Annotated in this window: 24 protein-coding genes; 6 read left to right on the top strand and 18 right to left on the bottom strand. The window is 59.2% G+C overall.

What is annotated here, in order from left to right; translation table 11 throughout:
• The first annotated feature begins 163 nt into the window (after nt 1-163).
• Nucleotides 164-1,438 (top strand): OprD family porin, encoded by a 1,275-nt coding sequence (locus BK658_RS16145; protein ID WP_123583143.1) that lies wholly within the window; start codon nt 164-166, stop codon nt 1,436-1,438.
• Between the two features lie 8 nt (nt 1,439-1,446).
• On the opposite strand, the gene BK658_RS16140 is transcribed toward BK658_RS16145, so the two are convergent.
• Nucleotides 1,447-1,692 (bottom strand): DUF2790 domain-containing protein, encoded by a 246-nt coding sequence (locus BK658_RS16140; RefSeq protein WP_123583142.1) that lies wholly within the window; start codon nt 1,690-1,692, stop codon nt 1,447-1,449.
• Nucleotides 1,693-1,813: 121 nt separating this feature from the next.
• Between BK658_RS16140 and BK658_RS16135 the strand changes: the two genes are divergently transcribed.
• The 3 genes from BK658_RS16135 (at nt 1,814) to BK658_RS16125 (ending at nt 3,842) form a co-directional block, all read left to right on the top strand.
• Nucleotides 1,814-2,746 (top strand): LysR family transcriptional regulator, encoded by a 933-nt coding sequence (locus BK658_RS16135; protein ID WP_123583141.1) that lies wholly within the window; start codon nt 1,814-1,816, stop codon nt 2,744-2,746.
• 130 nt (nt 2,747-2,876) lie between these two features.
• Nucleotides 2,877-3,563 carry an energy-coupling factor ABC transporter permease gene (locus BK658_RS16130; RefSeq protein ID WP_123583140.1) on the top strand — a complete coding sequence of 229 codons (687 nt, stop codon included), beginning with the start codon at nt 2,877-2,879 and terminating at the stop codon, nt 3,561-3,563.
• A 63-nt stretch (nt 3,564-3,626) separates the two neighbouring features.
• On the top strand, nt 3,627-3,842 hold the full coding sequence (locus BK658_RS16125; RefSeq protein ID WP_123583139.1) for a thioredoxin domain-containing protein: 216 nt from the start codon (nt 3,627-3,629) through the stop codon (nt 3,840-3,842).
• Between the two features lie 9 nt (nt 3,843-3,851).
• Here BK658_RS16125 and yacG read toward each other — a convergent pair whose 3' ends face one another.
• The 5 genes from yacG to pilB are packed head-to-tail and all read right to left on the bottom strand — an operon-like array spanning nt 3,852 to nt 8,465.
• Entirely contained in the window at nt 3,852-4,052 is a 201-nt protein-coding gene (gene yacG / locus BK658_RS16120; protein ID WP_123583138.1) for a DNA gyrase inhibitor YacG, read from the bottom strand.
• Complete coding sequence (gene coaE, locus BK658_RS16115) at nt 4,049-4,672, bottom strand: dephospho-CoA kinase (protein ID WP_123583137.1); 624 nt, start codon at nt 4,670-4,672, stop codon at nt 4,049-4,051. The genes yacG and coaE overlap by 4 nt, the downstream gene beginning before the upstream one ends.
• Nucleotides 4,669-5,541: a prepilin peptidase gene (locus BK658_RS16110; protein WP_123583136.1), complete on the bottom strand. Its 873-nt coding sequence runs from the start codon at nt 5,539-5,541 to the stop codon at nt 4,669-4,671. Before BK658_RS16110 ends, coaE begins: the two co-directional genes overlap by 4 nt.
• A gap of 2 nt (nt 5,542-5,543) precedes the next feature.
• On the bottom strand, nt 5,544-6,761 hold the full coding sequence (locus BK658_RS16105; protein WP_123583135.1) for a type II secretion system F family protein: 1,218 nt from the start codon (nt 6,759-6,761) through the stop codon (nt 5,544-5,546).
• 3 nt (nt 6,762-6,764) lie between these two features.
• The gene (gene pilB, locus BK658_RS16100) at nt 6,765-8,465 is read right to left on the bottom strand and encodes a type IV-A pilus assembly ATPase PilB (protein ID WP_123583134.1); all 1,701 of its coding nucleotides are present in this window, start codon (nt 8,463-8,465) and stop codon (nt 6,765-6,767) included.
• Between the two features lie 226 nt (nt 8,466-8,691).
• Between pilB and BK658_RS16095 the strand changes: the two genes are divergently transcribed.
• Both BK658_RS16095 and BK658_RS16090 read left to right on the top strand, forming a co-directional pair.
• On the top strand, nt 8,692-9,102 hold the full coding sequence (locus BK658_RS16095) for a pilin (RefSeq protein WP_123583133.1): 411 nt from the start codon (nt 8,692-8,694) through the stop codon (nt 9,100-9,102).
• 314 nt (nt 9,103-9,416) lie between these two features.
• Nucleotides 9,417-9,773, top strand: a complete 357-nt coding sequence (locus tag BK658_RS16090; protein WP_123583132.1) for a BON domain-containing protein — start codon at nt 9,417-9,419, stop codon at nt 9,771-9,773.
• Nucleotides 9,774-9,946: 173 nt separating this feature from the next.
• On the opposite strand, the gene BK658_RS16085 is transcribed toward BK658_RS16090, so the two are convergent.
• The 12 genes from BK658_RS16085 to BK658_RS16030 form a co-directional block, all read right to left on the bottom strand.
• A complete protein-coding gene (locus tag BK658_RS16085) occupies nt 9,947-10,246 on the bottom strand; it encodes a DUF2845 domain-containing protein (RefSeq protein WP_123583131.1) in 300 nt (99 codons plus the stop codon).
• A 2-nt stretch (nt 10,247-10,248) separates the two neighbouring features.
• Entirely contained in the window at nt 10,249-13,191 is a 2,943-nt protein-coding gene (locus BK658_RS16080) for a DUF748 domain-containing protein (protein ID WP_185019839.1), read from the bottom strand.
• A gap of 106 nt (nt 13,192-13,297) precedes the next feature.
• Complete coding sequence (locus tag BK658_RS16075) at nt 13,298-14,314, bottom strand: class I SAM-dependent rRNA methyltransferase (protein ID WP_123583129.1); 1,017 nt, start codon at nt 14,312-14,314, stop codon at nt 13,298-13,300.
• Between the two features lie 174 nt (nt 14,315-14,488).
• The gene (locus BK658_RS16070; protein WP_123583128.1) at nt 14,489-15,361 is read right to left on the bottom strand and encodes an oxygenase MpaB family protein; all 873 of its coding nucleotides are present in this window, start codon (nt 15,359-15,361) and stop codon (nt 14,489-14,491) included.
• Nucleotides 15,362-15,432: 71 nt separating this feature from the next.
• Complete coding sequence (gene acs, locus BK658_RS16065; RefSeq protein ID WP_123583127.1) at nt 15,433-17,370, bottom strand: acetate--CoA ligase; 1,938 nt, start codon at nt 17,368-17,370, stop codon at nt 15,433-15,435.
• A gap of 191 nt (nt 17,371-17,561) precedes the next feature.
• Complete coding sequence (gene pgi, locus BK658_RS16060) at nt 17,562-19,226, bottom strand: glucose-6-phosphate isomerase (protein ID WP_123583126.1); 1,665 nt, start codon at nt 19,224-19,226, stop codon at nt 17,562-17,564.
• A 245-nt stretch (nt 19,227-19,471) separates the two neighbouring features.
• Nucleotides 19,472-19,852, bottom strand: coding sequence for an aspartate 1-decarboxylase (gene panD / locus BK658_RS16055; protein ID WP_003228271.1), 381 nt, complete (start codon nt 19,850-19,852; stop codon nt 19,472-19,474).
• 214 nt (nt 19,853-20,066) lie between these two features.
• On the bottom strand, nt 20,067-20,927 hold the full coding sequence (gene panC / locus BK658_RS16050) for a pantoate--beta-alanine ligase (protein ID WP_123583125.1): 861 nt from the start codon (nt 20,925-20,927) through the stop codon (nt 20,067-20,069).
• On the bottom strand, nt 20,924-21,724 hold the full coding sequence (gene panB / locus BK658_RS16045; protein ID WP_123583124.1) for a 3-methyl-2-oxobutanoate hydroxymethyltransferase: 801 nt from the start codon (nt 21,722-21,724) through the stop codon (nt 20,924-20,926). The genes panC and panB overlap by 4 nt, the downstream gene beginning before the upstream one ends.
• A 521-nt stretch (nt 21,725-22,245) precedes the next feature.
• Entirely contained in the window at nt 22,246-22,731 is a 486-nt protein-coding gene (gene folK / locus BK658_RS16040; protein WP_123583123.1) for a 2-amino-4-hydroxy-6-hydroxymethyldihydropteridine diphosphokinase, read from the bottom strand.
• Nucleotides 22,732-22,735: 4 nt separating this feature from the next.
• Entirely contained in the window at nt 22,736-24,139 is a 1,404-nt protein-coding gene (locus BK658_RS16035) for a polynucleotide adenylyltransferase PcnB (RefSeq protein ID WP_123583122.1), read from the bottom strand.
• Between the two features lie 711 nt (nt 24,140-24,850).
• A complete protein-coding gene (locus BK658_RS16030) occupies nt 24,851-26,287 on the bottom strand; it encodes a sigma-54-dependent transcriptional regulator (protein WP_123583121.1) in 1,437 nt (478 codons plus the stop codon).
• Nucleotides 26,288-26,294 lie beyond the last annotated feature (7 nt).

Raw genomic sequence — 26,294 nt, 5'->3', positions numbered from 1 at the left:
GATCTTCCTCCAAAGCCCGGTTCGGGGCACTGCACAAAACGGATAGCGATCTGCGCAAAGCGGATATTGCCGCGCACCAGGCGTCCCTACCCTCGGCTGTACGGACGTTTACCGCGTTACCGATGCTCTTAAAAAAACAACCAATAACAATAAGAGAAAAGCGATGAAACAGATTCTCCCAACAACCGGTTCCGTGTTGTCCCTGGCTGTCGTCTCGGGTTTTTCCAGTGGCTTGATGGCTGCTGAAGGCGGCTTTATTGAAGACACCAGCGCCACGTTGCAGGCGCGCAATTACTACTTCAGCCGGGATTTTTCCGACATCGTCGGGGCCAGCAAGCAGTCGAAGGCCGAGGAGTGGGCCCAAGGCTTTATCCTTAACGTCAAATCCGGTTATACCCAAGGCACCGTCGGTGTCGGTGTGGATGTCATCGGGTTGCTCGGCCTCAAGCTCGACAGCAGTCCGGATCGGGTCAATACCGGGCTGTTGCCGGTACAGAGCGATGGGCGCGCGGCGGATGATTACAGCCGTTTGGCCGGTGCGTTGAAGCTGCGTTACTCCAAAACAGAATTGAAAGTCGGTGAGTTGCAACCCAACCTGCCGGTGCTGGCCTTCAGCGATATTCGTCTGCTACCGCCCAGCTATCAGGGGGCGAGCATCAGCTCCAGCGAGATTAATGGCCTGACCTTGCAGGCTGGGCATCTGAGCTCGACCAGCCTGCGCAACGAATCCGGCGAGCAAAAAATGCAGGCCATGCTCGGCCATGTGCCGCAGCGCCAGATCAGCAGTGACGGCTTCAACTTTGCGGGCGCCGATTACGCCTTCAATGACAAACGCACTTCGGTCAGCGCCTGGTACGGGCAACTGGAAGATATCTACAACCAGCGCTTCCTCGGCCTCAAGCACAGCGAGCCGTTGGGTGACTGGACCCTGGGCGCCAACCTGGGCTACTACGACTCCCGTGAGGACGGCAAAAAGTTGCTGGGCAGCATCGACAACCGGGCGTTTTTTTCCTTGCTGTCGGCCAAGCGTGGCGGCCACACGTTCTATGTCGGCTATCAGGGGATGTATGGCGACAGCGCCTTCCCGCGGGTCTTCGCTAACATCTCGCCGCTGGGCAACGAGGTGCCGACCTACGAGTTCGCCTACACCGACGAACGCTCCTGGCAGGCGCGCTACGACTACGACTTCGCCGCCCTCGGGGTGCCGGGGCTGACCAGCACTGTGCGTTACATCACCGGCAACAACGTCGACACCGGCAAGGGTTTCGAAGGCAAGGACCGCGAACGCGATCTCGATCTCGATCTCGGTTATGTGCTGCAGAGCGGCACCCTCAAAGGCCTCGGGATACGCGTGCGCAATGCCGTGGCGCGTTCCAACTACCGCAGTGATATCGACGAAAACCGCTTGATCCTCAGTTACACCTGGACGCTGCTATGAGCCAGTGATCACAGGTCGCTGGTGCAACTGCCCATGACCTGATACGTCACGCGGTGGGTTTGCCCCTGATGATCGACATAGACCATGGTCGCCGGTACCACGTCGCAGGCGGTGGCGGTGTTCGTCACTGAAACCACCTTGGCGATGTCCAGTGGCTGCGCCGGGTTGTACGCGGTGGCAGCGGCTGGTTCATTGCCGGCGGCCATGGCCGAGGTGGCGACAACGGTCAGAAACAGGCTGATCAAGGTTTTCATTTTTGCGTGCTCCGTGTGGGTTCCGATGATTGAAGTCTATGCCTTGCCCGCTACCGATAAAGGGGCAAACGCCTGATGCAGCCTTACGTGAAACGCAACAGTCAGTGCCCGAGGAGGGCCTATGGATGTGCTCAATAACTTGCGGGTGTTTGTCCGCGTGGTGGACAGCGGCAGCTTTACCGCCGCCGCCGACGCGCTCGAACTCTCGACTGCGCAAGTGTCCCGATTGGTCGCGGATCTGGAGCAGCATGTGCAGGCGCGCCTGCTGCAACGCACCACTCGGCGCTTGAGCCTGACCGAGGCCGGCGAGCGCTTTTTGCTGCGCGGTCGGCAAATACTCGAAGAGATGGAAGAGGCTACGGCCGAAGCGCGTGGCGCTCATCTCAAGCCCAGCGGTCGGTTGCGGGTTCACAGCATGCATGGCCTGGGTGTGCTGATCACGCCGCTGATCGCTCGATACACTGAGCTTTATCCTGATGTCGTGTTTGAGTTGACCCTGTCACAGCGCAATCCGGATCCGCTGGAAGGAGGCCATGACGTGGTGATTTCTATTGCTCATGAACTGGCCGACTCGCAGTTTGTCGCCCAGGTCATCGGGCAGATTTACAGCGTGCCCTGCGCCTCCCCGGACTACCTGCAACGCCAGGGTGTGCCAGACAAGCCGCTGGCACTGAACGATCATCGCTGCCTGCGCATGCTCGATCCGTTGTACAGCGATCAATGGGTGTTCCATGACGCGCAGGGTGAGCATCGCGTCAGCCCGGCGAAGACCTTTCAGTGCAATGTTGCCGAGTCGATGGTCAAGGCTTCCGAGGCGGGGATGGGGGTCAGTCTGTTGCCGTTTTTTACCGCAACACGGCCGTTGAACGACGGCACGTTGCTGCGCCTGTTGCCGGCCTATCGTCTGCGGCAACGGAATGTCTTTGCGCTGTACCCGTCGCGGCGCTTTCTCGATGCCAAGGTCCGGACTTGGGTGGATTTTCTGAAGGCCGAGTTACCGCGCCTGTTCGCCGAGCATGAGGCGGTGATGAACAATCCACGCCACTGGGCCTGAGATCGGAGGGCGCGCGCAGGGCGGTGTAGACTCAAGGCTTGTTTCGGTTCGACAAGGAGTCTGAAGTGAAGGTCTGCTCTGTAGGGTTACCGGGTTTTGTGCCGTTGTGGGCGCGGGAGTGTCTACCGCGATGATCGGTGCCGCATTGCTCTCGCCCGAAACCCTCACGGTCGGCTGGCTGATCTACGTGCCGGTGCTGATCTGGGCCGTTGCCCGAGCGCCGTGGGTCGAGTTGTTCACTGACAGGCGGCGTCAGCATTTGCTGTTCGGCACCGTGTTCGCGTTGTTCGTCCTCTGGCTGGTGCGACGGGACTTCGACACCGGTGTGTCTTATCACATTATCGGCATGACGGCGGTGACGTTATTGCTGGACTGGCCGCTGGCGATTGTCGGCGGGCTGGTGGCGCAGGTGGGGCTGGTGCTGCTCGGGCGTCAGGACCTGGCCGCAATGGGGGTCAATGGCGCGTTGCTGATTCTGTTGCCGGTGCTGGTCACCGAATGCTGCGCGATCCTGGTGGAACGGGCGCAACCGCGTAATCCCTTTGTGTATATCTTTTGCTCGGGCTTTTTGGCCGCCGGGCTTTCGGCGTTGCTCTGCCTGCTGGTGGGGCTGGGTCTGTTGTGGTTCGACGAGCGTTTTGCGATGCCGGAATGGCTGGAGGATTTTGTCGGTTACCTGTGGCTGATCATTTTCCCCGAGGCGTTTATCAACGGCATGGTGATCAGTTCGCTGGTGGTGTTCTGTCCCGAGTGGCTGGAGACCTTCAACCGCACGCGTTATTTGTCGGCGCCGTGGAAGGACGACGACAAGCCTTGACCCATATCAAATGCTCGAATCACCCGCGATTCCATGCTCTGGAAAATCCTCAGGAGCAGTGGCATGAGCGTTTACGAATGGGCAAGACAAGAATTGCGCAACAGTCTGGAGTTGGCGCAGGAGGCGGGGTTCGAGCCGGGGTTGACCCTGCGCGCCTTGCTCAGCGCGGTAGTGCAGCAGAGCAAGGGTGTACGCAGTGTCGAGGATCTGGCCGATGAGTTGCAGTTTCTGGCTGAGAATCTCGATGACAGCCAGGACTACGGGTTCATGCGGCCCTGAGGGGCGGGATCAGTGACGCGGGTCGAAGTCTTCCGAGAACAACTCGTCTTCAGCGTCGGGGCTGACCGGAATCTTGTGTTCTTCCGAGGCCCAGGCGCCCAGATCGATCAGTTTGCAGCGGTCCGAGCAAAACGGCCGGAAGGTGCTGGCTTCGCTCCATTCAACAGGGGCGCCGCAGGTTGGACATTCGACGACAGGGGGTTGGCTCATGACTGGCCTCCACGCAAAGTAAGGTAAAAGTGATGCAGGCGTTCGACCTCGCTGTGCAGCCAGGCGAGGTCGCGGTCGTTGACCACCACATCGTCGGCATGGCTGAGACGGTCCTGACGGCTGGACTGGGCCTTGAGGATCGCCTGGACCTGTTGTTCGCTGGTCTGGTCGCGCTGCAGGGTTCGTTCGATCTGTAAGTGTTCCGGTGCGTCGATCACCAGCACTCGCTGGGTCATTTTGTACTGCCCGGACTCGATCAACAGCGGCGACACCAGAATCGCATAAGGTGATTGTGCGCGTGCCAGGTGAGCAGCGATTTCCTGAGCGATCAGCGGATGCAGCAACGCTTCGAGCCAGCGGCGTTCTTCAGGGACTTCAAAGATCAGCTTGCGCAGTGCCGCACGATTCAATTGGCCGTCGGCTTGCAGCACGCCGACACCGAAGTGCTTGGCAATCTGCACCAGCGCCGGGCGACCGGGTTCGACCACCCAACGCGCGGCATGATCGGCATCCACCGCGTGCACACCCAGATCGATGAAATGCTGGGCGGCCGCGCTTTTGCCGCTGCCGATGCCACCGGTCAGGCCGAGAATCCAGGGTTTTTCCACAGGGGTATTCATTTGAAACCGACAAACTGCCAATAGAAGCCGGTTATTTGACCACCCCAGAGCAAGGCAATCCAGCCGGCAATTGCCAGATAGGGTCCGAAGGGGATCGGCGTCGAGGTGTTGGCGTCTTTCTGGCGCAGCAAAATCACTCCCCCAACAGCGCCCACCAGCGATGAAAGCAGGACCGTCAGCGGCAGAATCTGCCAACCGCCCCAGGCACCGAGCAGCGCCAGGAGCTTGAAGTCGCCGTGACCGATACCTTCCTTGCCGGTTATCAGTTTGAACAGCCAATACACCGACCACAGCAGTAGGTAACCGGCCACCGCACCCCACATCGCCGCGTGCAAAGGCACGAAAAGCTCGAAGCTGTTGACGATCAGACCCAGCCACAACAACGGCAATACCAGCACATCCGGCAGCAATTGGTGGTCGGCGTCGATCAGACACATCGTCAGTAACCCCCAACTCAAGACCAGCCCCCACGCCGCTTGCCAACCGAAGCCGAAGTGCCAGGCGACAAACGCCGACAACGCGCCGCAGGCCAGTTCGGTCAAGGGGTAGCGGGCGCTGATCGGCGCTTTGCAATTCGAGCATCGGCCGCGCAGTGCCAGGTAACTGAGCAGCGGAATGTTTTCCCAGGCGCGGATTCGATGGGCGCACTGCGGGCAGTGTGAGTGCGGCAGCATCAGGTTGTAGATCGGGCCCGGTGCTTCGGGCGGTAAACCCAGTACGTCCAGGGCTTGTTGCCGCCAGTCGCACTCAAGCATTTTCGGCAGGCGCCAGACCACCATGTTGAGAAAACTACCGATCACCAGCCCAAGCACTAGCGCAGTGACAATGAATGCCAGTGGATACCCGGCCATGAATTCATTCAAGGGCATGTTCAAATCGCTGAGCCGAGTTGGAAAATGGGCAAGTACATGGCAACCACCAGCCCGCCGACAATGACGCCGAGCACCACCATGATGAACGGTTCCAACAGGCTGGTCAGGCTGTCGACCATATTGTCGACTTCAGCTTCATAGTAGATTGCAACTTTGTCGAGCATGTCGTCCAGTGCGCCGGACTCCTCGCCAATGGCGGCCATTTGAATTGCCATGTTGGGAAAAACCCCGCTGGTGCGCATCGAGAAGTTCAATTGCATGCCGGTGGAGACATCTTGCTTGATGCGCAAGACCGCCCGTTTGAACACGATATTGCCAGTAGCGCCCGCGACCGAATCCAGGGCTTCGACCAAGGGGACACCCGCGGCGAAGGTGGTCGACAGCGTACGGGCATAACGGGCCACAGCCGATTTGTAGAGCAGTGTGCCGACTATCGGCAGTTTCAGCAGTTGGGCATCCAGCCAGTCGCGAAAGCGTTGTGAGCGCTTGAGCGCGTGGCGAAAGCCCAGAGAGCCGACGATCAAGGCGCCGAGCAACAGCCACCACCATGACTGCATGAACTCGGACAGACCGATCACCATTACGGTAAAGGCTGGGAGTTCTGCACCAAACCCGGAAAACACCGACTGAAACTGCGGGACCACTTTCACCAGCAGAATACCGGTGACGACGATTGCGACAAAGACTACGGCCAGCGGATAGGTCATGGCTTTTTTGATCTTGGCCTTGAGGCTTTCGCTTTTTTCCTTGTAGGTCGCAATCCGCTCCAGCAGCGTGTCGAGAGCGCCGGCCTGCTCGCCCGCGTCGACCAGGTTGCAGTAGAGCTCATCGAAGTACTGCGGTTTTTTACGCAGCGCGGTGGCGAAGCTGTTGCCGGCGGCGACTTCCTGTTTCACCTCGTCCACCAGCTTGCGCATGTTCGGATTGTCGAAGCCTTCGCCAATGATGTCGAACGACTGCAGCAGCGGCACACCGGCTTTCATCATGGTCGCCATCTGCCGGGTAAAGAGGGCAATGTCCAGCGCCTTGATACGGTTACCGAAACCGAATAGCGAAGCGGTTTTTTTTCGTACTTTGCCCGGGTTTATGCCTTGTTTGCGTAGCAGCGCCTTGATCAATGCCGGGTTATGACCGCTCAGTTCGCCGGTTACCTTGCTGCCTTTCCTGTCGGTGCCTTCCCAAGCGTAGACACTGACCTTGATTGCTTTGATCGCCATGACTCAATCCTTGGTGACCCGGTTGATTTCTTCAAGGCTGGTGATGCCCTGCATGGCCTTGAGCAGGCCCGAGGTGCGCAGGTCATTGAAGCCGTCCTTGCGCATCTGCGTATCGATTTCCAGAGAATTGCCTTCAGCCATGATCAGCCGTTGCAGCTCTGGGGTGTTTTTCACCACTTCATAGATACCGACTCGCCCTTTGTAGCCGTTGTTGCAGTGATCGCAACCGACGGGTTCGTAGATCGTGAAAGAGCCGATGCGTTCCCGCGGGAAGCCTTCCTTGATCAGTGTTTCGTCAGGAATCGAGAGGGGTGTTTTGCAGTGGCTGCACAGCTTGCGAGCCAGGCGCTGGGCAATGATCAGGTGCACGGCAGTAGCGATGTTGAACCCCGGGATGCCCATGTTGTGCAGTCGGGTCAGGGTTTCAGCCGCGCTGTTGGTGTGCAGGGTGGAAAGCACCAGGTGCCCGGTTTGCGCAGCCTTGATCGCGATTTCGGCGGTTTCCAGGTCGCGGATTTCGCCGACCATGATCACGTCCGGGTCCTGGCGCAGAAACGAGCGTAGCGCCTGAGCGAAATCCAGGCCTTGCCTGGGATTGACGTTGACCTGGTTGATGCCTTCCATGTTGATCTCCACCGGGTCTTCGGCGGTGGAGATGTTGATGTCGACGGTATTAAGGATATTCAACCCGGTGTACAGCGACACGGTTTTCCCCGAGCCGGTCGGCCCGGTGACCAGAATCAGCCCTTGAGGTTGCTTGAGCGCCGCCATATACAGGTCTTTCTGATCGGGCTCGTAACCCAGCGCATCGATGCCCATTTGTGCGCTCGAGGGGTCAAGAATCCGGATCACGACTTTTTCGCCCCACAACGTTGGCAGGGTGTTGACCCGGAAATCGATGGATTTGCTTTTCGACAGGCGCATCTTGAGCCGCCCGTCCTGGGGTTTTCGGCGCTCCGAAATATCCAGGCTGGCCATCACCTTGAGACGGGCAGCGATGCGGTTGGCCAGTTGAATCGGCGGTCTGGCGACTTCGCGCAGCATGCCGTCGGTCCGTACCCGCACCCGATAGATTTTTTCGTAGGGCTCGAAATGCAGGTCCGAGGAGCCGCCCTTGATCGCGTCCAGCAGCATCTTGTTGACGAAGCGCACCACCGGGGCATCGTCGGAGTCCTGGCCGGTGACAGCGTCCTGGCGCTGGTCGTCGACGGCTTCGATGTCCAGATCTCCGAGGTCGACATCGGCCATGTCTTCCAGGCCCGTGCTGTGGCTGTCGAAGAATTTGTCGATGGCGTCACTGAGCTTGTCGTCTTCGACCAGGATCGCTTCGGTGGTGAGTCCGGTGCTGAACTGGATATCGTTGATCGCCTGGTGATTGCTCGGGTCGGAAATGCCCACGAACAGTTTGTTGCCGCGCCGCCAGAGAGGCAGGGCGTGGTGCTGGCGAATCAGCTTTTCGCTGACCAGGTCTTTGGGCTGGGAGTCTTTGTCTAGACAGTTGAGGTCGAGAAAGGCGACGCCGAAATGCTCAGAGGCAACTTCCGCAACCTGGCGACTGCTCACCAGTTTGTTCTGTACCAGATAGCTGACCAGGGAAATCCGGTTGCGTTGAGCTTGCTGATACGCCTGTTGCGCGCTTTTGTCAGTGAGCAGTTCGGCCAGCACCAATTGCTTGGCCAGACCGCTGAGGGCGATGTCATTCATTCGAGTACCAGGTACAGACAGTTCAAGACTTATAGCCTAGTCAACGGATGGGACCGCACCAGCGCTCTTGAGGTGACAAAAAGTGTCAGATAGTGCGGTTCCTCGGGGTATGCACCGGACTATTGTCGATCTGGCACCCTGTAAACAGGGGGCGTAGGGCTTGGCATGTGCTGTGCTTTGACTGGTTCAGGACATGAGATTTCGCCTCATGCATGGAGCCTGTTCTATGAATAATCAAAAAGGTTTTACCCTCATCGAGCTGCTGATCGTGGTGGCAATCATCGGGATTCTGGCGACGTTCGCGTTGCCGATGTATTCCAAATATCAGGCGCGGGCCAAGGTGACGGCGGGGGTGGCGGAAATTTCGGCGCTGAAGGTGCCTTTTGAAGACGTTATCAATCAGGGCACTGACCCGACGCTGGCGCTGATCGGCGGCACGGCAACGACCAGTAACTGCACGATTACTGCATCAGGTACTGCCTCTACCGGTGTAGGCACCATTGCCTGCACGATTCTCAATGCGCCAGGGCCGGTGCTCAGTAAAACCATCACACTCACGCGGTCAGCAACGACTGGCTGGACCTGCGCGACCACCGCATTGCAGGACTACGCGCCCAAGGGTTGTACTGGCGCCTGATCTTGCATCGAAGCATCAATGCCTCGCCTCTGCGGATGCGAGGCATTTTTTTGCCCGCACTTTGGTGGCCTCACGGTCATTCGAGAAAGTCCCGGCCATTCATGGCCCTGAACCTTCGATAAAGCCGCAACTTGCATGTCAGCAACACGCGGGTCATGCATTTTGCATGATTCCGGGGGTTTTGTTTTTTTATAATGTATTGATTTATAAGGCTTTATTTTGTTTTCCGGAGTTGGCACAGCCTTCGCACTATCCCTGTTAACCCTGCTGAGAAGGCATGCAGCAGACTTTCTGGAAGAACAGGAGTGACTCGTATGAAAAAGTTCGCTATCGCTGCCGCAACTGCTACCGCTCTGACTCTGACCATGGCCAACGCTGCATTTGCGCAGACCACTCAAGCCACACAGTCGCCGATGGTGGTGGCTGCCGGTGAAATGACCAAGGCCGAGGAAGCTACTTCCGATACCTGGATCACCACTAAAGTGAAAAGCGATCTGGTTACCGAGAAGGGGATTCCTGGCACCGACATCAAAGTCGAAACCAACAAAGGTGTCGTTTCCCTATCGTCGAAAGTAGCCATTACCGCCTCCCAGAAACAAATGGCCATCGACATCACCAAAAAAATCAAAGGCGTCAAAGCTGTATCGGCGGATGGCCTGTTGGCCCAGTAAGACTCAAGGCATCTCGTCTGAACCGGGAGAAGGGAATCTAGAGAGCGCTGTAGAACCAATGTGGGAGCGAGCCTGCTCGCGATGGCAACTCTTCATTCAACCTCTATGTTGAATGTTAGTCAGCTATCGCGAGCAGGCTCGCTCCCACATTGGCACATTGGATAGTCGTAACTTCAGTTTCCGCGTTTGCTGGTGATCCGTACCAGGCGGTTACCTTCAAAGCGCAAGTATTGGTACATGCCGCTGTTCGGACCGTAGGTCCATTCCTCAACCGGGACTTCTTCCCGGCGATTGGCGCTGCGTTTGTAGCCCAACGCATCACGTGCAACCGGCTCACCACATTTGTGCAGTACTTCGCCTGTGCGATCGCCGACGCTGATCAACTGACTACCGCAGCGCAAGGTATCGGTCTGGGCTTGCACCTGGCTGGCAAAGAGTGCCAGTGCCAGGCTGATCAGCAATCGGCTATTCATGCTTACTCCGCATCCAGGTGCATGGGCGTGACGACTCGGCCATCGCTTTCGGCTTCGCCCAGGTTAGCGTCAACGAAATACACCCGGTCATCGGCGAGCTGGGCTTTGTCGACCAGGTAGTCCTTGATGGTGCTGGCGCGATCCTGACCCAGTTGGCGCAGCAGCGCGTTGTCTGAAGACCAGAACTTGATCACGCCTTCGCGCAGTTTGGCGGTGCGCTCTGCTTTGCCCAGTTGCGTCCATTCGGCCGGTGGCTGGGTTTTCAGGCGCGTGCGGTAGATGGCTTCGAGCAGCGGGCCTTTTTCGCTGTCCGGGACTTCCAGCAACGAAGCTTGTGCAGGGACCTTGTCGCCGCGACGCTGGAGCATTTTGTAGTAGTTGTACTGGTATTCACGTTCCAGTCGCTGTTCGGCAATCAAGGGGCCATCGCTCTTCTCGGCGGCGGTACCTTCGATTTCCAGGCGCAGGGCCGGACGTTCCTTGAGCGCTTTGGCCAGGGTATCGAGCGCCGACTCGGCGTTCTTGCTCAGCTCACTTGAACCGGGTGCGAACGACACGTTGCCCAGGTCCTCGGCTCCACTGCCGTTGATCAGCCCGCCAATGAGCTTGAAGGGCGCCTCGGCCGCGCGCACGATCAGGTTGCGCAGGGTCTGCCAGATGATCGGCATTATGCTGAATTGCGGGTTGTTCAAGTCGCCGGTAATCGGCAACTCGATGGAGATCTTGCCGTCGGAGTCCTTGAGCAGCGCGATGGCCAGTTTCAACGGCAAACTCACGGCATCCGGGCTGTCGACTTTTTCGCCCAGTTGCAGTTGCTCCACCACTACTTTGTTTTCGGCTTTCAACTGGCCTTTGACGATCTGGTAATGCAGGTCGAGATTGAGCCGGCCCTTGCGGATCCGGTAACCGGCAAACTTGCCGGAGTAGGGGGTCAGGGTGGTCAGTTCGACACGTTTGAAACTGGTGGCGATATCCAGCGCGGCCATCGGGTCGAACGGGGTGACGCTGCCCTTGATGGTCACCGGTGCGTAGCGGTCGACTTTGCCCTTGATGTCGACGGCGGCGGGTTTGACCTGGCGGCTGTCGATGGTGCCGATCTGGCCGTTGAGCTGTTGAATGGCGGTGGCGAAGTTCGGTGTCAGGCTGAAGTCGGCGAAGTTCGCCGAGCCGTCGTTGATGGCAATTGCGCCGATGTGGATGCCCAGTGGCTTGTCCTTGCTCGCGGCAGGTTTCGCGGCGGCGGTTTTGCTGCCGCTGTCGGCCGGTTGCGGGATCAGCAGGTCATTGATGTTGGTGGTGCGGTCATCGTTGATCATGAAGCGCACATACGGTTGTTGCAGGTTGACCTTGTCGATCGACAGGCTATCACCGTGTTGGTAATTCAGGCCTTCGACCACCACTTGCTGCCACTTGAGGAAGTCGCGGGTTTTCAAGGTGTCCAGGGTGTGCAGTTGATCGATCTGGGCGCGGCCCGTAACGCTGAACGCCAGTGGCTCGGTGCTTTTCAGGTCAACCGACAGGTCGCTGCCGAGCATCCCGGAACGCAGCTCCAGACGAATGAACGGATTGATATAGGACTGGGCGACACGCAGGTCGATGTCTTTGGTCTGGACCTTGAGTTTGGCACTGATCGGCGCAAGGTTGACCTCGCCGTCCGCGAGAATCTTGCCCTGTTTGCCCAGGCCAGTATCGACTTTGAGGGAGAACGGCGAACCATTGAGGCTATCGAAATTCTTCACGTCGACGTTCAGCGGGCCAAGCTCCAGCGCCACCGCCGGTTGAGCCTGACGGTCGGCCAGGTGCACTTGATAGTTGCGCAGCTCGACATCCTTGAGCAGCACTTGCCAAGGTTTGCTCGGCACCGCGGGATCGGGTTTTGGTGGCGGCGAGTCTGCCGCTGCCGGGGCTTTGGTTGACTCGGGTTTTGTGGCGGGTTTGGCCGGTTGGCTGGCGAAGAGTTTCTGCCAGTCGAGTTGGCCATCGGCTTCACGGGCGGCCCAGGTTTCGAGCTTCTGGCTGCGGATCTTGCCGACGATCACTTGTTGCTTGGCCAGATCGATCGTGGTCTCGCTGACGTCCAGACGTTCGAGGCGCACCAGTGGCCGGCCATCCGGGGCCTTGATAGCAAACGGTGCAACGCTCACCGAAGTGTTGCTCAGCAGCAGTTCAGTTTCCTTGGACAGGTTGAGCTTGTAATCGGTGCTCAGGTTCAGGGTTCCGTCTTCGAGCACCAGCGGCAATGCATCACGTACATAAGGCCACCAGGACTTCATCTTGCCGTCGGTGACTTTCAGTGTGCCTTCGGAACTGATGGGCACCAGGCTCATGTGGCCGGTCCAGTCGATCCGCCCACCTGCCGGGCCAGCCGCGACCAGGGTCATGGCGGCGTTGTCGTCGGGCAAGGTACTGAGGTTGTTCAGTTCCAGGTCGAGCTTGTCGTACAGGAACTCGATCGGCTCGCTCGGGCGCAGGTCCTGGAAGTGCACATATCCACCGGCCAGGTTGATGTGGTCGATGCGCAGCGGGAAGGGTTTGGCGTTCGGGTCAGCGGGCGTCGGCTCACTGGCCGGCAACTTGAACAGTTGCGTGAGGTTCAGGCTACCGTCCTTGTTGAACAGGATTTCGGTTTTCGGCTTGTCCAGCTGCACATCGACCAAGTGCAGTGCGCGCGTCCAGAGGCTATCGATTTGCAGGTTGGCGTACAGGCGCTCGAAGGCGAGCTGTTCCTTGCCCGGCTCGCCGATGTTCAGGCCCCACACGGTCAGTTCAAGACTGAAGGGATTGAGTTCGATCCGTTGAATGTGCGCAGGCACCGCCGCGTAGTTGGCCAATTGTTGATTGGCGATCCGCAAGGCGATGCCCGGTAAAATCAGAAACCCCAACAAGCTATAAAGGGCGACGGCAATCAACAAAGCGCCGATGGCGCGAATCAATCCTTTGGGCATGTTCGGCTTCAACTATCGGAATCGGGAGTGCCTTGGAGTATGGCATGCGATTCTGGTTCCAAAGCAATCACCTTGAACAGCAATTGTCTGGTTTTTTCGAAAGAGGTCAGAGTTGCAGGATCAGGGTTTTCAGCGGTGGCTGCTGATCCATCGACGGAAAGTCGCTGCCGGGTGTCAGCACTTTCCAGTCACGCACCGGGCGTCCGGCCTTTTCTGCGCAGCGCAGCACCTGCTCACGCCAGTCGTCCATGCTGACTTTTGCCAGGTTGTTGCAGCAGATCAGCACGCCATCGTCGGCGGTGGCCAGTAGCGCCGGCTTGAGCAGACTCTGATAGTCGCGCAGCAGGTCAACGGTGCCGAATGCACTCTTGGCCCAGGCTGGTGGATCAAGCAGGACCAGGTCGTATTGACGCTGTTCCAGGCGCGGATAACTGGGCAGTTTCTGCCCGCGGCGCTGGCTGATCGGCAGGCCGGCGAGTTGGCGGATGGCCGGGAAGTAATCGGACTGCACAAACTGCATGGTTGGCAACTGCGGGTTGAGCAGGCCGTTCTCGCGGCCGACGGCCAGGTTGCCTTCAGCGAAATCCAGATTGCACACCTCGCGTGCACCGCCAGCCGCCGCGGCAAGGCCGACGCCACAGGTGTAGGCGAACAGGTTCAGCACGCTTTTGCCGGCGCTGTGGTCCTTGACCCAGCCGCGGGCGTTGCGCAGGTCGAGAAACAACAGAGGGTCTTGCCCGGCGTGGCGACCGCGGACCCGGTAGTTCAGGCCCCATTCGTGGCCGATCATGTCGGCAAGCGCGGCCTCTTCGGCGCGGTAGACCGTGTCTTCGCGATCAATGCGCGAGTTACCCCGCGAGCGGTCGTTATAGACCAGCAGGGTGTTGAGGTTGAGGTGTTGATTGATGACTTCGTGCAACGCGAGCAAGTCATCGCGTTCCAGCGACTGGTGAAAGCTCTGGACCAGCAGTTGCGGGCCGTAACGGTCGATGGTCAGGCCGCCGGCACCTTCCTGGCTGCCATGAAACAGCCGATAGCAGTCGGTGCCTTGCGAGTGCAGCTCGGCGAGCAAGTCTTGGCGATGATCGAGGGCGGCGCGCAGCGCCTGATTCAAGGAAGACATGGACGCGCCTTGCTGGGGAATTTGGCGCGAGAGTTTAACAGCTTGGTGCCAAACCGAGGTGCTGCTATCGCGAGCAGGCTCGCTCCCACATTGGTTTTGTGTTGTACATAAAATATACAACCAACAAAAATCTACTGTGGGAGTGAGCCTGCTCGCGATGCTTTGAAGTTTTTTTCAAGTCAGCAGGCCCATACGACGTTTGGCCCGCTGCGCTGAACCATTGCGCACCGCCCAGCGCAGCATCGGGGCACTGCGATTGATGCTGGCGCGAATCAGTTTGCGTTGTAGCGGATTCTGGCGGACACCGAGCATGTCACTGGCCCAGTCGGGCAGCAGGTCGATGCCCGCTTGCATCATCAGCCCACCGAAGGGCCTGGCCAGAAGGCTGGGTGCCGGTGCAGCGAGGAGCAACCGCAGCACTTCGCGGCTGCGTTCATCGCAGAGCAGTTGTGGGCGAATTCGCTCAAGGTATTCGGTGACTTCTCGCTGTGAGCGCGGAACATCGCGGGCGCCCAGACGCTCGGCGACCAAGGCGATTTCGGCGTAGTAACGGTCCTGATCGGTGGGCGAAAGATTTGGATTGCGGTAGCGCAAATGCGCGGCGAGAAAATTGCTGACTTCGGCCACGTGCACCCAGGTCAACAAGTCCGGATCGCTGGCGGCATAAGGGCGCCCATCGGGCGCGGTGCCGACTACTTGCAGGTGAATGGTGCGCACTTTCTCGATCAACCATTCGGCGTCCTGACGCGAGCCGAAGGTGGTGCCGGAGATGAACTGCCCGGTGCGGCGCAGTCGACCGAGCATGTCTTCACGGAAGTTCGAGTGGTCCCAGACCCCGGCCAGCGCCAGCGGGTGCAGGGCTTGCAGCATCAAGGCGCTGATGCCGCCGATGAGCATGCTGCTGAAGTCGCCATGCACTTGCCAGCTCACCGAGTCGGGGCCGAAGAGGCCGGGATCGCCCTTGGGATTTTCCAGGTCGAGCTTGCCCAGCGAAAGGCCGGACAGGCTCATGATCTGGGTTTCGATACGGCTACGGATGAATTCCATGACGACTCGGTGGCTATGGCATTTAAAAAGTGCGCGGTCAGCGGCCGCGCCTGGGTGATTAGCTCATTGGTTCATTGATTTAAACGCTTGTCGATCAGCCCGGCGACCACACTGGGGTCGGCCAGGGTCGAGGTGTCACCGAGGCTGTCGAGCTCATTGCAAGCGATCTTGCGCAGGATGCGCCGCATGATCTTGCCCGAACGGGTTTTCGGCAAGGCCGGCGCCCATTGGATCAGATCAGGTTTGGCGAAACTGCCGATTTCCTGGCTGACGTGGGCCAGCAGTTCTTTGTGCAACGCGTCGCTGGGCTCGATGCCGTTCATCGGGGTCACAAAGGCATAAATGCCCTGGCCCTTGAGGTCGTGGGGGTAACCGACTACGGCGGCCTCGGCGATGCTGTCATGCAGCACCAGTGCGCTTTCGACCTCGGCGGTGCCGATGCGGTGTCCGGAAACGTTGATCACATCATCGATGCGCCCGGTGATCCAGTAGTCGCCCTGTTCATCGCGTCGCGCGCCGTCCCCGGTGAAGTAGTAGCCGGGATAGGGTTTGAAATAGGTGTCGACCATCCGTTGCGGGTCGCCATAGACACTGCGGATTTGCCCTGGCCAGCTTGATTTTATGGCGAGCACACCGCTGCCGGCGCCGCTGATTTCCTTGCCTTGTTCATCGAGCAATACCGGTTGCACACCGAACATCGGCCGGGTTGCGCAACCGGGTTTGATCCGTTGTGCGCTGACCAGCGGGCTGAGCATGATGCCGCCGGTTTCGGTCTGCCACCAGGTATCGACGATCGGGCAGCGCTGCTCGCCGACTGCGTTGAAATACCAGTCCCAGGCTTCCGGGTTGATCGGCTCGCCGACGCTGCCCAGCAGCCGCAGACTGCTGCGCGAGCTGTCTTTCAAGGGCTCCAGGCCTTCGCGCATCAAGGCCCGCAGGGCGGTTGGCGCAGTGTAGAAAATGTTTACCTGATGCTTGTCGATGACCTGCCAGAAGCGCGAGCTGTTCGGGTAGCTCGGCACGCCTTCGAAGATCAGCGTGGTCGCGCCGTTGGCCAGTGGCCCGTAGACGATGTAGCTGTGGCCGGTGACCCAGCCGACGTCGGCGGTGCACCAGAACACTTCGCCGTCGCGGTAGTCGAACACGTACTTGAAGGTCATCGCCGCTTGCAGCAGATAGCCGCCAGTGGTGTGCAGCACGCCTTTGGGTTTACCGGTGCTGCCGGAGGTGTAAAGGATGAACAACGGGTCTTCGGCGTCCATAGGTTCTGGCGGGCAGTTGTCGCTGACGTCGCGCAGGGCCTGGTGATACCAGAGGTCGCGGCCCTCGACCCAATTGACCTCGCGCTGAGTGTGTTCGACCACCACGACGGTGCTGACGGCGGGGCAACTGAGCAGCGCTTTGTCGACATTCTGTTTGAGCGGTACGTATTTACCGCCACGTACCCCTTCATCGGCGGTAATCACGGTGCGACAGTCCGCGTCGAGGATCCGGTCACGCAGGGAATCGGGGGAAAACCCGCCAAAGACCACCGAGTGCACGGCGCCAATGCGCGCGCAGGCGAGCATTGCGTAGGCAGCTTCAGGGATCATTGGCATATAGATGCACACCCGATCGCCTTTTTTTACGCCACGGCTTTTCAGCACGTTGGCCAAGCGGCAGACGCAGTGATGAAGTTTTTGGTAGGTGATGTGCAGCGAGTCGGCCGGGTCGTCGCCTTCCCAGATGATCGCCGTCTGCTCGCTGCGCTGGGCGAGGTGGCGGTCGATGCAGTTATAGCTGACGTTGAGCTGGCCGCCGGCAAACCATTGTGCCGCGCCGGTTTTGATATCCGAGTGTTGAACGCTTTGCCAAGGGCTCGACCAGTCGAGAAAGCGTTTGGCCTGTTCGGCCCAGAATATGTCGGGTTGCTCGATGGATTGGCGGTACAGGCGCTGGTAGTCGTCCTGACTCAGTTGCGCAGCCCGGCGGACGGCATCGGCTTTAGGGAACGTGCTGATATCGAACATGACGGTTCCTTATGCTTGTATTGCACAAGCTATAAAGATGCGCCGAGTGACTATCGGGTTCAAGTCGTACAGGAAACCAATGTGGGAGCGAGCCTGCCCGCGAAAGCGGACTTTCAGCCAACGTTTTCGTTGAATGTTAAGCCGTCATCGCGAGCAGGCTCGCTCCCACAGGTTTTGCAGAGTGTTTCAAATCACCCGCGGTGACGACCGCGGAAGTAGTTGATCAGGCCCTGGGTCGAAGCGTCTTCGGCCGGGGTTTCTTCGCTGCCGACCAGGCGGCTGTAGACGCCTTTGCCCAGCTCCTTGCCCAACTCAACGCCCCATTGGTCGAAGGCGTTGATGCCCCAGATCACGCTCTGCACGAACACCTTGTGCTCGTACATCGCGACCAGCGCGCCCAGACGACGCGGGCTGATGCGCTCGACCACCAGGGTGTTGCTCGGGCGGTTGCCCGGGATCACCTTGTGCGGCGCGAGTTTTTGCACCTGGTCTTCGGCCACGCCTTTTTCACGCAGCTCGACTTCCGCCTCGGCGCGGGTCTTGCCGAGCATCAGCGCCTGGCTTTGCGACAGGCAGTTGGCGTACAGCCACTGGTGGTGGTCGGCAACCGGGTTGAAGCTGACGATCGGCACAATGAAGTCTGCCGGAATCAGCTGGGTGCCTTGGTGCAGCAACTGGTGATAGGCGTGTTGACCGTTGCAACCGACGCCGCCCCAGATGACCGGGCCGGTATCGGTGGACACGGGTGTTCCGTCCTGACGCACGCTCTTGCCGTTGGACTCCATGTCCAGTTGCTGCAAGTGCTTGGTGATGTTGCGCAGGTAGTGGTCATACGGCAGGATCGCGTGGCTTTGCGCGCCCCAGAAGTTGCCATACCAGACACCCAGCAATGCCAGCAGCACGGGCATGTTCTGTTCGAACGGTGCGCTCTGGAAGTGCTGGTCCATGGTGTAGGCGCCGGACAGCAGTTCCTTGAAGTTCGACATGCCGATGGCCAGGGCAATCGGCAAACCGATGGCCGACCACAGCGAGTAACGCCCGCCCACCCAGTCCCACATCGGGAAGATGTTCTCTTCGCGAATACCGAAGGCCACGGCCGCTGCGTTGTTGCTCGAAACGGCGATGAAGTGGCGATACAGCTCGGCTTCGGAGCCGCCCTGAGCCAGATACCAGGCGCGAGCGGCCTGGGCATTTTTCAGGGTTTCGAGGGTGTTGAAGGACTTCGAGGAAACGATGAACAGTGTGGTTTCGGCACGAATCTTTGCCGACAACTCATGGAATTCGCTGCCGTCGATGTTCGCCAGGTAATGGCAGCGCACGCCTTTCTGGGCGTAGGACAACAGCGCTTCGGAAACCAGTTCAGGGCCGAGGAACGAACCACCGATGCCGATGTTCACCACGTCGGTGATCGGCTTCTCGGTGTAACCACGCCACAGGCCGTCGTGAATGCGTCCGACCAGCTCGGTGATCTGGTTCAGCACTTTGTGCACGTCAGGCATGACGTTGACGCCATTGACCGACAGTTTGTCGCCCACCGGGCGGCGCAGGGCCGTATGCAGCGCCGGGCGGCCTTCGGAGGCATTGACGATTTCGCCGTTGAACAACGCCTTGATCGCGTCCTGCAAGCCGACTTCGTTCGCCAGGCCCACCAGCAGTTTGCGGGTTTCGGTGTTGATCAGGTTTTTCGAGTAATCAAGAAATAGCCCGCAACTGCTCAGTGTGAACTGGGTAAAACGCTGCGGGTCAGCATTGAACGCTTCGCGCATGCTGAAATCCTGCATGGCTTGGCGGTGATCATTCAGCGCCTGCCAGGCTGGCAGAGTGGTAACGTCATGAGGAGTGCGGTAGTACGCCATCGCTGCGGGTTTCCTTTTTACTTGGACTGCCTTTAAGACACTGAAAAACCCGGAATGTCCTGCTTGATGACAGGCACCCTCCGGTCGAACTGCGAGTAAACGATTAAATAGCGCAGGGCGATTACAGTAAACCTCGCGGTGTGATCTGTCTTGGCTTTGTCTGTCCTTTGGCCGGTACTTTTTTGTACCGGCACATCAGGTAGCCAGGCAGGCGGGTTTTCAGTGTTCGGAGTACGGAGGAGGGCTCAGGCGACCTGAACCGGGATGGCATTGCTGGTATGGCTCAACTCGTTGCCGGGGGCCATGTAGAGCATGCGCGGTTTGAAATTGAGCAGTTCGGCTTCGCTGTAATGAGCGTAAGCGCAGATGATGACCCGATCACCGACCTTGGCCTTGTGTGCGGCGGCGCCGTTGACCGAGATCATGCGCGAGCCTTCTTCGCCACGGATGGCGTATGTGGTGAAGCGTTCGCCGTTGTCGACGTTGTAGATCTGGATCTGTTCGTACTCACGGATCCCGGACAGGTCCAGCCATTCGCCGTCGATGGCGCAAGAGCCTTCATAGTCGAGCACTGCGTGGGTAACTTCGGCGCGATGCAGCTTGGCCTTGAGCATGATGGCGTGCATGAGTGTTTCCCTTGGTCAGATCCGAACGGCGGGCAGTTTGCCCGAAGCTTTTGAGGCCGGCAATACGGCGTGAGAAACCGACTGCAATCTACAAAAACAACACCGATCTACTGTGGGAGCGGGCTTGCTCGCGAAGAACGATGACGCGGTATATCAGATGCACCGAGTCGCCAGCTTCGCGAGCAAGCCCGCTCCCTCAATTGTTTTGCGGTGTTCAGACTGGCGCGTCGAGGTTCAGGTGCAGGTTGTCGATCAACCGGGTCGTGCCCAGGAAAGCGGCCACCAGGATCACCAGGTCACGGTCATCCGCGGTCGCTGGGCGCAGGGTCAGCGCGTGGCGGATTTCCAGGTAATCAGGACGCAACCCGGCGGCCTGGAGCTGCTCGATCTTCCGAGCCAGGAGCACCGGATAATCGCGTTCGCCCTGTTTGATTGCTTCGGCGATGTCGCTCAGCGTGCGATACACAATTGGCGCGACGGCCCGCTGTTCTTCGCTGAGGAAACCATTGCGCGAGGACAGCGCCAGACCGTCGGTGGCTCTTACTGTGGGCTCGCCAATAATCTGGATCGGCATGTTCAGGTCATGCACCAGCGCGCGAATCACCGCCAGTTGCTGGAAGTCTTTCTGGCCGAAAATCGCCAAGTCCGGCTGGACCATGTTGAACAATTTGCTGACCACGGTCGCCACACCTTCGAAATGCCCGGGGCGGCTGGCGCCACACAGGCCTTCAGAAAGCAGTGGAACGCTGACGCGGGTCTGGCCGGCCATGCCGTCCGGATACATTTCCTCGACGGTTGGAGCGAACAGCAGGTGACAGCCGGCTTGCAGCAGTTTCTCTTGGTCGGCGGCCAAGGTCCGCGGATACTTGTCGAGGTCTTCGCCGGCGCCAAATTGCAGCGGGTTGACGAAAATGCTTGCGACCACAAAGTCCGCTCGTTGGGCGGCTTTGGTGACCAGTGCGACGTGGCCGCTGTGCAGGTTGCCCATGGTCGGTACGAAGGCGATACGTTTGCCTTCGCCGCGAGCGCGGGCTACGGCGGCACGCAGTTCGCGTACGGTCTTGACAGTATTCATGCAGAGAATCCGTGTTCGGCGCCAGGGAAGGTCGCGGCTTTGACTTCAGTGACGTAAGCGCTCAGGGCGGCGTGAATGCTGTCTTTGCCGGCCATGAAGTTCTTCACGAACTTCGGTGCGCGGCCAGTAAGGGACAGGCCGAGCATGTCGTGCAGTACCAGTACCTGACCGTCGGTGGCATTGCCGGCGCCGATGCCGATCACCGGAATATTCACCGCTTGGGTGATTTCGTGGGCCAGTTCGCTCGGTACGCATTCGAGCACCAGCATCGCCGCGCCGGCCTGCTCCAGGGCAATCGCGTCGGCGCGCATCTGCCGCGCCTCGTTTTCATTGCGGCCCTGAACTTTATAGCCACCCAGAATGTTCACCGACTGTGGTGTCAGCCCCATGTGCGCGCACACCGGGATACCGCGTTCGGCCAGCAGACGAATCGACTCGGCCAGCCACAGCGCGCCTTCGACCTTGATCATATGTGCACCGGCTTGCATCAGCAGGGCACTGTTGGCCATCGTCTGCTCGGTGGTGGCGTAAGCCATGAACGGCAGGTCAGCGAGAATCAGGGCGTCGGTGTTGCCACGCTTGACCGCCGCGACGTGGTAAGCCATTTCGGCGGTGGTCACCGGCAGGGTGCTGTCGTGTCCTTGCAATACCATGCCAAGGGAGTCGCCCACCAGTAACACTTCAACACCCGCCTCATTGCAAGCGTGGGCGAAGGTGGCGTCGTAGCAGGTCAGCATGGTGATTTTTTCACCCTTTTGCTTGAGGCTCTGCAATGTGGTCAAGGTAATAGCTGGCATGAAAAAAATCCTCGTCAGGCACCGTGGAAACTGCTGCGCTCGGCAATACTGCGTTAAAAACAGGCTCGGACTGCTCATTTACAACCCGTAAAGTCGTGTGCGACCCCAGCCGGTCCTCGCCTGTTTTTGCCTTGTCTTGCCTTCGCTCGCGACGTTTCCACGCTGCCTGAATTCAGGCGCTTGGAAAACTACTGCGAGTAACGCGCGTGATTCTTCATTTACTCAGGCGCACGGTCTTGTGTCGTGCTTGAAAAGCCTGGATTGCGCCCTGTAGTGCCGGGTTGGCGGCAGCGGGACGCCTATAGTCGTGAGGAGAACTCGGGAAGTCAATTGGATGTGTTACCGCAATGTTACGCCGTTGGTGTTACCGGCGTTACTGATGCGATTCAGCAGGTTCTTCAGGAGCAATACAAACCAATGTGGGAGCGAGCCTGCTCGCGATGGCGGACTATCAGCCAACGTTTTCGATGAATGTTCAGCCGCTATCGCGAGCAGGCTCGCTCCCACATTGGTGATTCATGTCAGCTCTGGGGGAGGCGTTCCAGCCCGACGAACGGACACGCAGCGAGCAGCTCACGCAGGTGACGGCCGTCTGCCAGTTGCAGATCGGCGGGCGCCAGTTCGGCCAATGGGTACAGCACAAAGGCTCGGGCCTGCATGTGGTAATGGGGGACTTTGAGGCGGGGCTCGTCGATCAGTCGATCGCCGAACAGCAGGATATCCAGATCCAGCGTGCGCGGGCCCCAGCGTTCATGACGCTCGCGACCCTGGTCGATTTCGATGGCTTGCAGCGCATCGAGCAGCTCGAGCGGCGTCAGCGTGCTGTCGAGCGCGGCCACCGCGTTGGTATAACGCGGCTGGCCCGGCAGCAGGGAGTCGCTTTGATAGAAGGACGAAACTCCCACCAGCGCTGTCTTGGGTAACTGTGCGAGCGCTTCGACGGCGCTGCGCAATTGTTCCGCGGGGGCGGCGAGGTTGCTGCCCATGCCAATGTAAATGCGTTCCATCGATTTACTCGCCCGATGCACTCGGTACGCCAGCGGCACGTTTGCGCTTGGCGCCACCGCTGCGGCGACGTTTACGCGGCGCACCGCTGGCACCGTCGTCCTTGCCGCTGAGGTCGCGGATCATGTCGCGGCGTTCGCTTTCGTTGGCGTCCTGATAGTCCGTCCACCATTCGCCCAGGCCATTGGTCTGTTCGCCAGCGCTTTCACGCAGTAGCAGGAAGTCGTAACCGGCGCGGAATCGAGGGTTGTCCAGCAACAGGTCGGCACGCTTGCCACTGCGGCGCGGCAGGCGCTCCTGCATGTCCCAAATCTCGCGGATCGGCATGGTGAAGCGCTTTGGAATCGCGATCCGCTGGCATTGCTCGCTGATCAGTTCGTGAGCAGCTTCCTGCATGGCCGGAATCGGCGGCATGCCACGATCCTGCAAGCGCAGTACGCGGGCCGGCAAGGCTGGCCAAAGCAGGGCAGCGAACAGGAACGCTGGCGTCACCGGCTTGTTCTGCTTGATCCGCAGGTCGGTGTTGATCAGCGCTTCGCTGATCAGGGTGTGAGTGTAGGTCGGGTTGTGTTCCAGGGCTTCGGCGCTGGCCGGGAACAGTGGGTCGAACAATTGCAGGTCGACCAGCATCTCGAAGGTGTCTGCGGCATGACCTGAAAGAAACAGCTTCAACACTTCTTCGAACAAGCGCGCCGACGGGATCTCGCGAAGCATTGGTGCCAGGTTGCGAATTGGCGCGGCACTGTGCTTCTCGATGCCGAAGTCCAGCTTGGCGGCGAAACGCACCGCACGGAGCATCCGCACCGGGTCTTCCTGGTAACGCTGGGTCGGGTCGCCGATCAGGCGGATCAGGTGATTGCGGATGTCGTGTACGCCGTTGGCGTAGTCGAGAATGCGCTCGCTGACCGGATCGTAATACAGGGCGTTGATGGTGAAGTCGCGGCGTTGCGCGTCTTCCTCCAGCGTGCCGTAGACGTTGTCGCGCAGAATGCGCCCGCTTTCGTTACGCGAGGACTGGTTGCTGTCTTCTTCCTCGTCGTTTTGCGGGTGATTGGCGCGGAACGTCGCGACTTCAATGATTTCGCGGCCAAAATGGATGTGTACCAGTTTGAAGCGGCGACCGATGATCCGCGCATTGCGAAACTCGGCGCGAACCTGTTCCGGCGTGGCGCTGGTGGCGACGTCGAAATCCTTGGGTGTGATGTTGAGCAGCATGTCGCGCACACAGCCACCGACCAGGTAAGCCTGGTAGCCGGCGCTCTGCAGGCGTTCGACGATGTTCACCGCATAACGGCTGAACTGAGCCCGTTGCAGCGAGTGTTGGCTGCTGTTGAGCACTTCAGGCGTGCTACGAATGTGTTGCGTACGACGCAAGGGAGAACGGAATGACTGGAACAGCTTCTTCAGCATGGGATGCACTGTTTGAAGGAATGTTCGGCCAAAACGAAGAATGACCGCATGATGGGCCGGGATTCTAGCATTTAGTCGGGGGATGGTGTAGGAAGCTGCGCAAGGTCTCTGTAGCAGCTGTCGAGCCAGCGAGGCCAAACGTCAGAAACCACAAGGGGAGCCGAAGCTCCCCAAGAAGTAGTTGCATGCTCTATTTTTATTTTTGGTTTCGGGCTTCTTGTTTTTGTGTAACGCCCTTGTCACGAAGGTTTCCTTCATGACCCTCCCAATCGGGAGCCAAGAGCAAACGGATTGCTTTGATCGCTGTGTTGCAATGATCTGTGTGATCCAACCAGTTCAGGCTCTGCCTTAGGGCAGTTTTTGTTGTTCTCGGCCTGGTTGCGGGGCAAGCCCCAAATACAACGCCTCTCCAAAAGAATCAGTTAGCTACGCCTCTCGCCGTCTTGTTTTTGTTATGCGTGAGTCGATTCGTCTTATTTTTATTGTCTTGTGCATTGCTTGTTATTGTTCTTGTACCAAACATATAGCAGGTGCCGTGCCAACTTTTTCGGGCCCCAGTAAAACAAGGGGGTAGGCGCCTGAGTCGCCTTTTTCAGGGCCAAAAAAACCGGGGCTTCGTTACCGTAAGCCCCGGCTTCTGTTACGAGGAAAAGCTGCGGTAACAGTTTTTTCACACGGTCATGTGTTACTCGCACACTCGACAGGTGACGTTCAGCTCTCGCTGGTCGCGCCGGTCTTGCGCCGTGGGATACCGAGGCGCTGACGACGCTCCCACAGGCATTTGCGGCTGACGCCGAGTTTGCGAGCCAATTCGGTTTCGGTCATGTGATCCTGATGTTCGAGGACGAAGTGCTGGAAGTAGTCTTCCAGTGACAGGTCTTCGGTGGGCTCGTGGCTGGTGTTGCCGGTGCTGCCCTGTTGCGGTGCCAGGCCGATGAACTCGTCATCTTCAAGGTCGCTGAGCTCAATATCGATGCCCAGCAACTCGGCAGAAATCTCCGGGCTCTCACACAGGATGACGGCACGCTCTACAGCGTTTTCCAGTTCGCGCACGTTGCCCGGCCAGGAGTAATGACGAATTGCCTGTTCTGCGTCCGGAGCGAATTTAAGGTCGGTGCGATTCACGCGCGCGCTCTGGCGGGCGAGGAAAGCATTGGCGATTTCGTTGACGTCCGCGCCACGCTCACGCAGGGCCGGCAGTTTCAGGGCGATAACGTGGAGACGGTAATACAAGTCTTCCCGGAATTGGCCGATCTTGGACAGGCTCTTCAGGTCACGGTGAGTCGCAGCGATCAGGCGTACGTCGACCTTCTGCGATTGCACCGAGCCCACGCGGCGGATTTCACCTTCTTGCAGCACGCGCAGCAGGCGCGCCTGGGCTTCAAGTGGCAGTTCGCCGATTTCATCAAGGAACAAGGTGCCGCCGTCGGCTGCTTCAACCAGGCCCGCGCGTCCGGCGCTGGCGCCGGTAAACGCGCCTTTCTCGTGGCCGAACAGCTCGGACTCGATCAGGCTTTCCGGGATGGCTGCGCAGTTCACCGAAATCATCGGCGCCTTGGCGCGTTTGGACAGGTTGTGCAGGGCGCGGGCGACCAGCTCTTTACCGGTGCCTGATTCGCCCTGAATCAATACATTGGAATCGGTGGGGGCCACTTTACGGATTTTGCCGTACAGATCCTGCATCGGTGGGCACGAGCCGATGATGCCGATTTCGCCATTGCTGTTATCGACAGCGGACTTCGCCGAGCCGGCGGCGGCCTTGCCGACCGAAGGTTCGCCCACGGAGCTTTGCGCCGATTGCCGGTCACGCAGGATGCGTGCGACGGCCTGGAGCATCTCGTCATGGTCGAAAGGCTTGGCGATGTAGTCCACCGCGCCCATCTTCATTGAGTCGACTGCCGAGCGCAGGCTGGCATAGCTCGTCATGATCAGCACCGGCTTGCCCTGGCCCAGCTTGATCAGTTCGGTGCCCGGTGCGCCAGGCAGGCGCAGGTCACTGACAATCAGGTCGAACGTGGGAATGCTGAAGCGTTCTTGTGCTTCCTGCACTGAACCGGCTTCGCTGACCTGGTACTGGTTACGTTCCAGCAGGCGGCGCAAGGCGGAGCGGATAATTGTTTCGTCTTCGACGATCAAAATGTGCGGCATTGATTCG

This window comes from Pseudomonas brassicacearum (assembly GCF_003732175.1).
Classification (GTDB): domain Bacteria; phylum Pseudomonadota; class Gammaproteobacteria; order Pseudomonadales; family Pseudomonadaceae; genus Aquipseudomonas; species Aquipseudomonas brassicacearum_G.
Note: the sequence above shows the minus strand (reverse complement) of the source record. Positions and strands in the feature narration are given on the sequence as shown.

What these genes read in the sequence shown, in the direction of transcription:
- BK658_RS16145 (WP_123583143.1), top strand. Translation starts at nt 164, where the DNA reads ATGAAACAGATTCTCCCAACAACCGGTTCCGTGTTGTCCCTGGCTGTC.
- BK658_RS16140 (WP_123583142.1), bottom strand. Translation starts at nt 1,692, where the DNA reads ATGAAAACCTTGATCAGCCTGTTTCTGACCGTTGTCGCCACCTCGGCC.
- BK658_RS16135 (WP_123583141.1), top strand. Translation starts at nt 1,814, where the DNA reads ATGGATGTGCTCAATAACTTGCGGGTGTTTGTCCGCGTGGTGGACAGC.
- BK658_RS16130 (WP_123583140.1), top strand. Translation starts at nt 2,877, where the DNA reads ATGATCGGTGCCGCATTGCTCTCGCCCGAAACCCTCACGGTCGGCTGG.
- BK658_RS16125 (WP_123583139.1), top strand. Translation starts at nt 3,627, where the DNA reads ATGAGCGTTTACGAATGGGCAAGACAAGAATTGCGCAACAGTCTGGAG.
- yacG (WP_123583138.1), bottom strand. Translation starts at nt 4,052, where the DNA reads ATGAGCCAACCCCCTGTCGTCGAATGTCCAACCTGCGGCGCCCCTGTT.
- coaE (WP_123583137.1), bottom strand. Translation starts at nt 4,672, where the DNA reads ATGAATACCCCTGTGGAAAAACCCTGGATTCTCGGCCTGACCGGTGGC.
- BK658_RS16110 (WP_123583136.1), bottom strand. Translation starts at nt 5,541, where the DNA reads ATGCCCTTGAATGAATTCATGGCCGGGTATCCACTGGCATTCATTGTC.
- BK658_RS16105 (WP_123583135.1), bottom strand. Translation starts at nt 6,761, where the DNA reads ATGGCGATCAAAGCAATCAAGGTCAGTGTCTACGCTTGGGAAGGCACC.
- pilB (WP_123583134.1), bottom strand. Translation starts at nt 8,465, where the DNA reads ATGAATGACATCGCCCTCAGCGGTCTGGCCAAGCAATTGGTGCTGGCC.
- BK658_RS16095 (WP_123583133.1), top strand. Translation starts at nt 8,692, where the DNA reads ATGAATAATCAAAAAGGTTTTACCCTCATCGAGCTGCTGATCGTGGTG.
- BK658_RS16090 (WP_123583132.1), top strand. Translation starts at nt 9,417, where the DNA reads ATGAAAAAGTTCGCTATCGCTGCCGCAACTGCTACCGCTCTGACTCTG.
- BK658_RS16085 (WP_123583131.1), bottom strand. Translation starts at nt 10,246, where the DNA reads ATGAATAGCCGATTGCTGATCAGCCTGGCACTGGCACTCTTTGCCAGC.
- BK658_RS16080 (WP_185019839.1), bottom strand. Translation starts at nt 13,191, where the DNA reads ATGCCCAAAGGATTGATTCGCGCCATCGGCGCTTTGTTGATTGCCGTC.
- BK658_RS16075 (WP_123583129.1), bottom strand. Translation starts at nt 14,314, where the DNA reads ATGTCTTCCTTGAATCAGGCGCTGCGCGCCGCCCTCGATCATCGCCAA.
- BK658_RS16070 (WP_123583128.1), bottom strand. Translation starts at nt 15,361, where the DNA reads ATGGAATTCATCCGTAGCCGTATCGAAACCCAGATCATGAGCCTGTCC.
- acs (WP_123583127.1), bottom strand. Translation starts at nt 17,370, where the DNA reads ATGTTCGATATCAGCACGTTCCCTAAAGCCGATGCCGTCCGCCGGGCT.
- pgi (WP_123583126.1), bottom strand. Translation starts at nt 19,226, where the DNA reads ATGGCGTACTACCGCACTCCTCATGACGTTACCACTCTGCCAGCCTGG.
- panD (WP_003228271.1), bottom strand. Translation starts at nt 19,852, where the DNA reads ATGCACGCCATCATGCTCAAGGCCAAGCTGCATCGCGCCGAAGTTACC.
- panC (WP_123583125.1), bottom strand. Translation starts at nt 20,927, where the DNA reads ATGAATACTGTCAAGACCGTACGCGAACTGCGTGCCGCCGTAGCCCGC.
- panB (WP_123583124.1), bottom strand. Translation starts at nt 21,724, where the DNA reads ATGCCAGCTATTACCTTGACCACATTGCAGAGCCTCAAGCAAAAGGGT.
- folK (WP_123583123.1), bottom strand. Translation starts at nt 22,731, where the DNA reads ATGGAACGCATTTACATTGGCATGGGCAGCAACCTCGCCGCCCCCGCG.
- BK658_RS16035 (WP_123583122.1), bottom strand. Translation starts at nt 24,139, where the DNA reads ATGCTGAAGAAGCTGTTCCAGTCATTCCGTTCTCCCTTGCGTCGTACG.
- BK658_RS16030 (WP_123583121.1), bottom strand. Translation starts at nt 26,287, where the DNA reads ATGCCGCACATTTTGATCGTCGAAGACGAAACAATTATCCGCTCCGCC.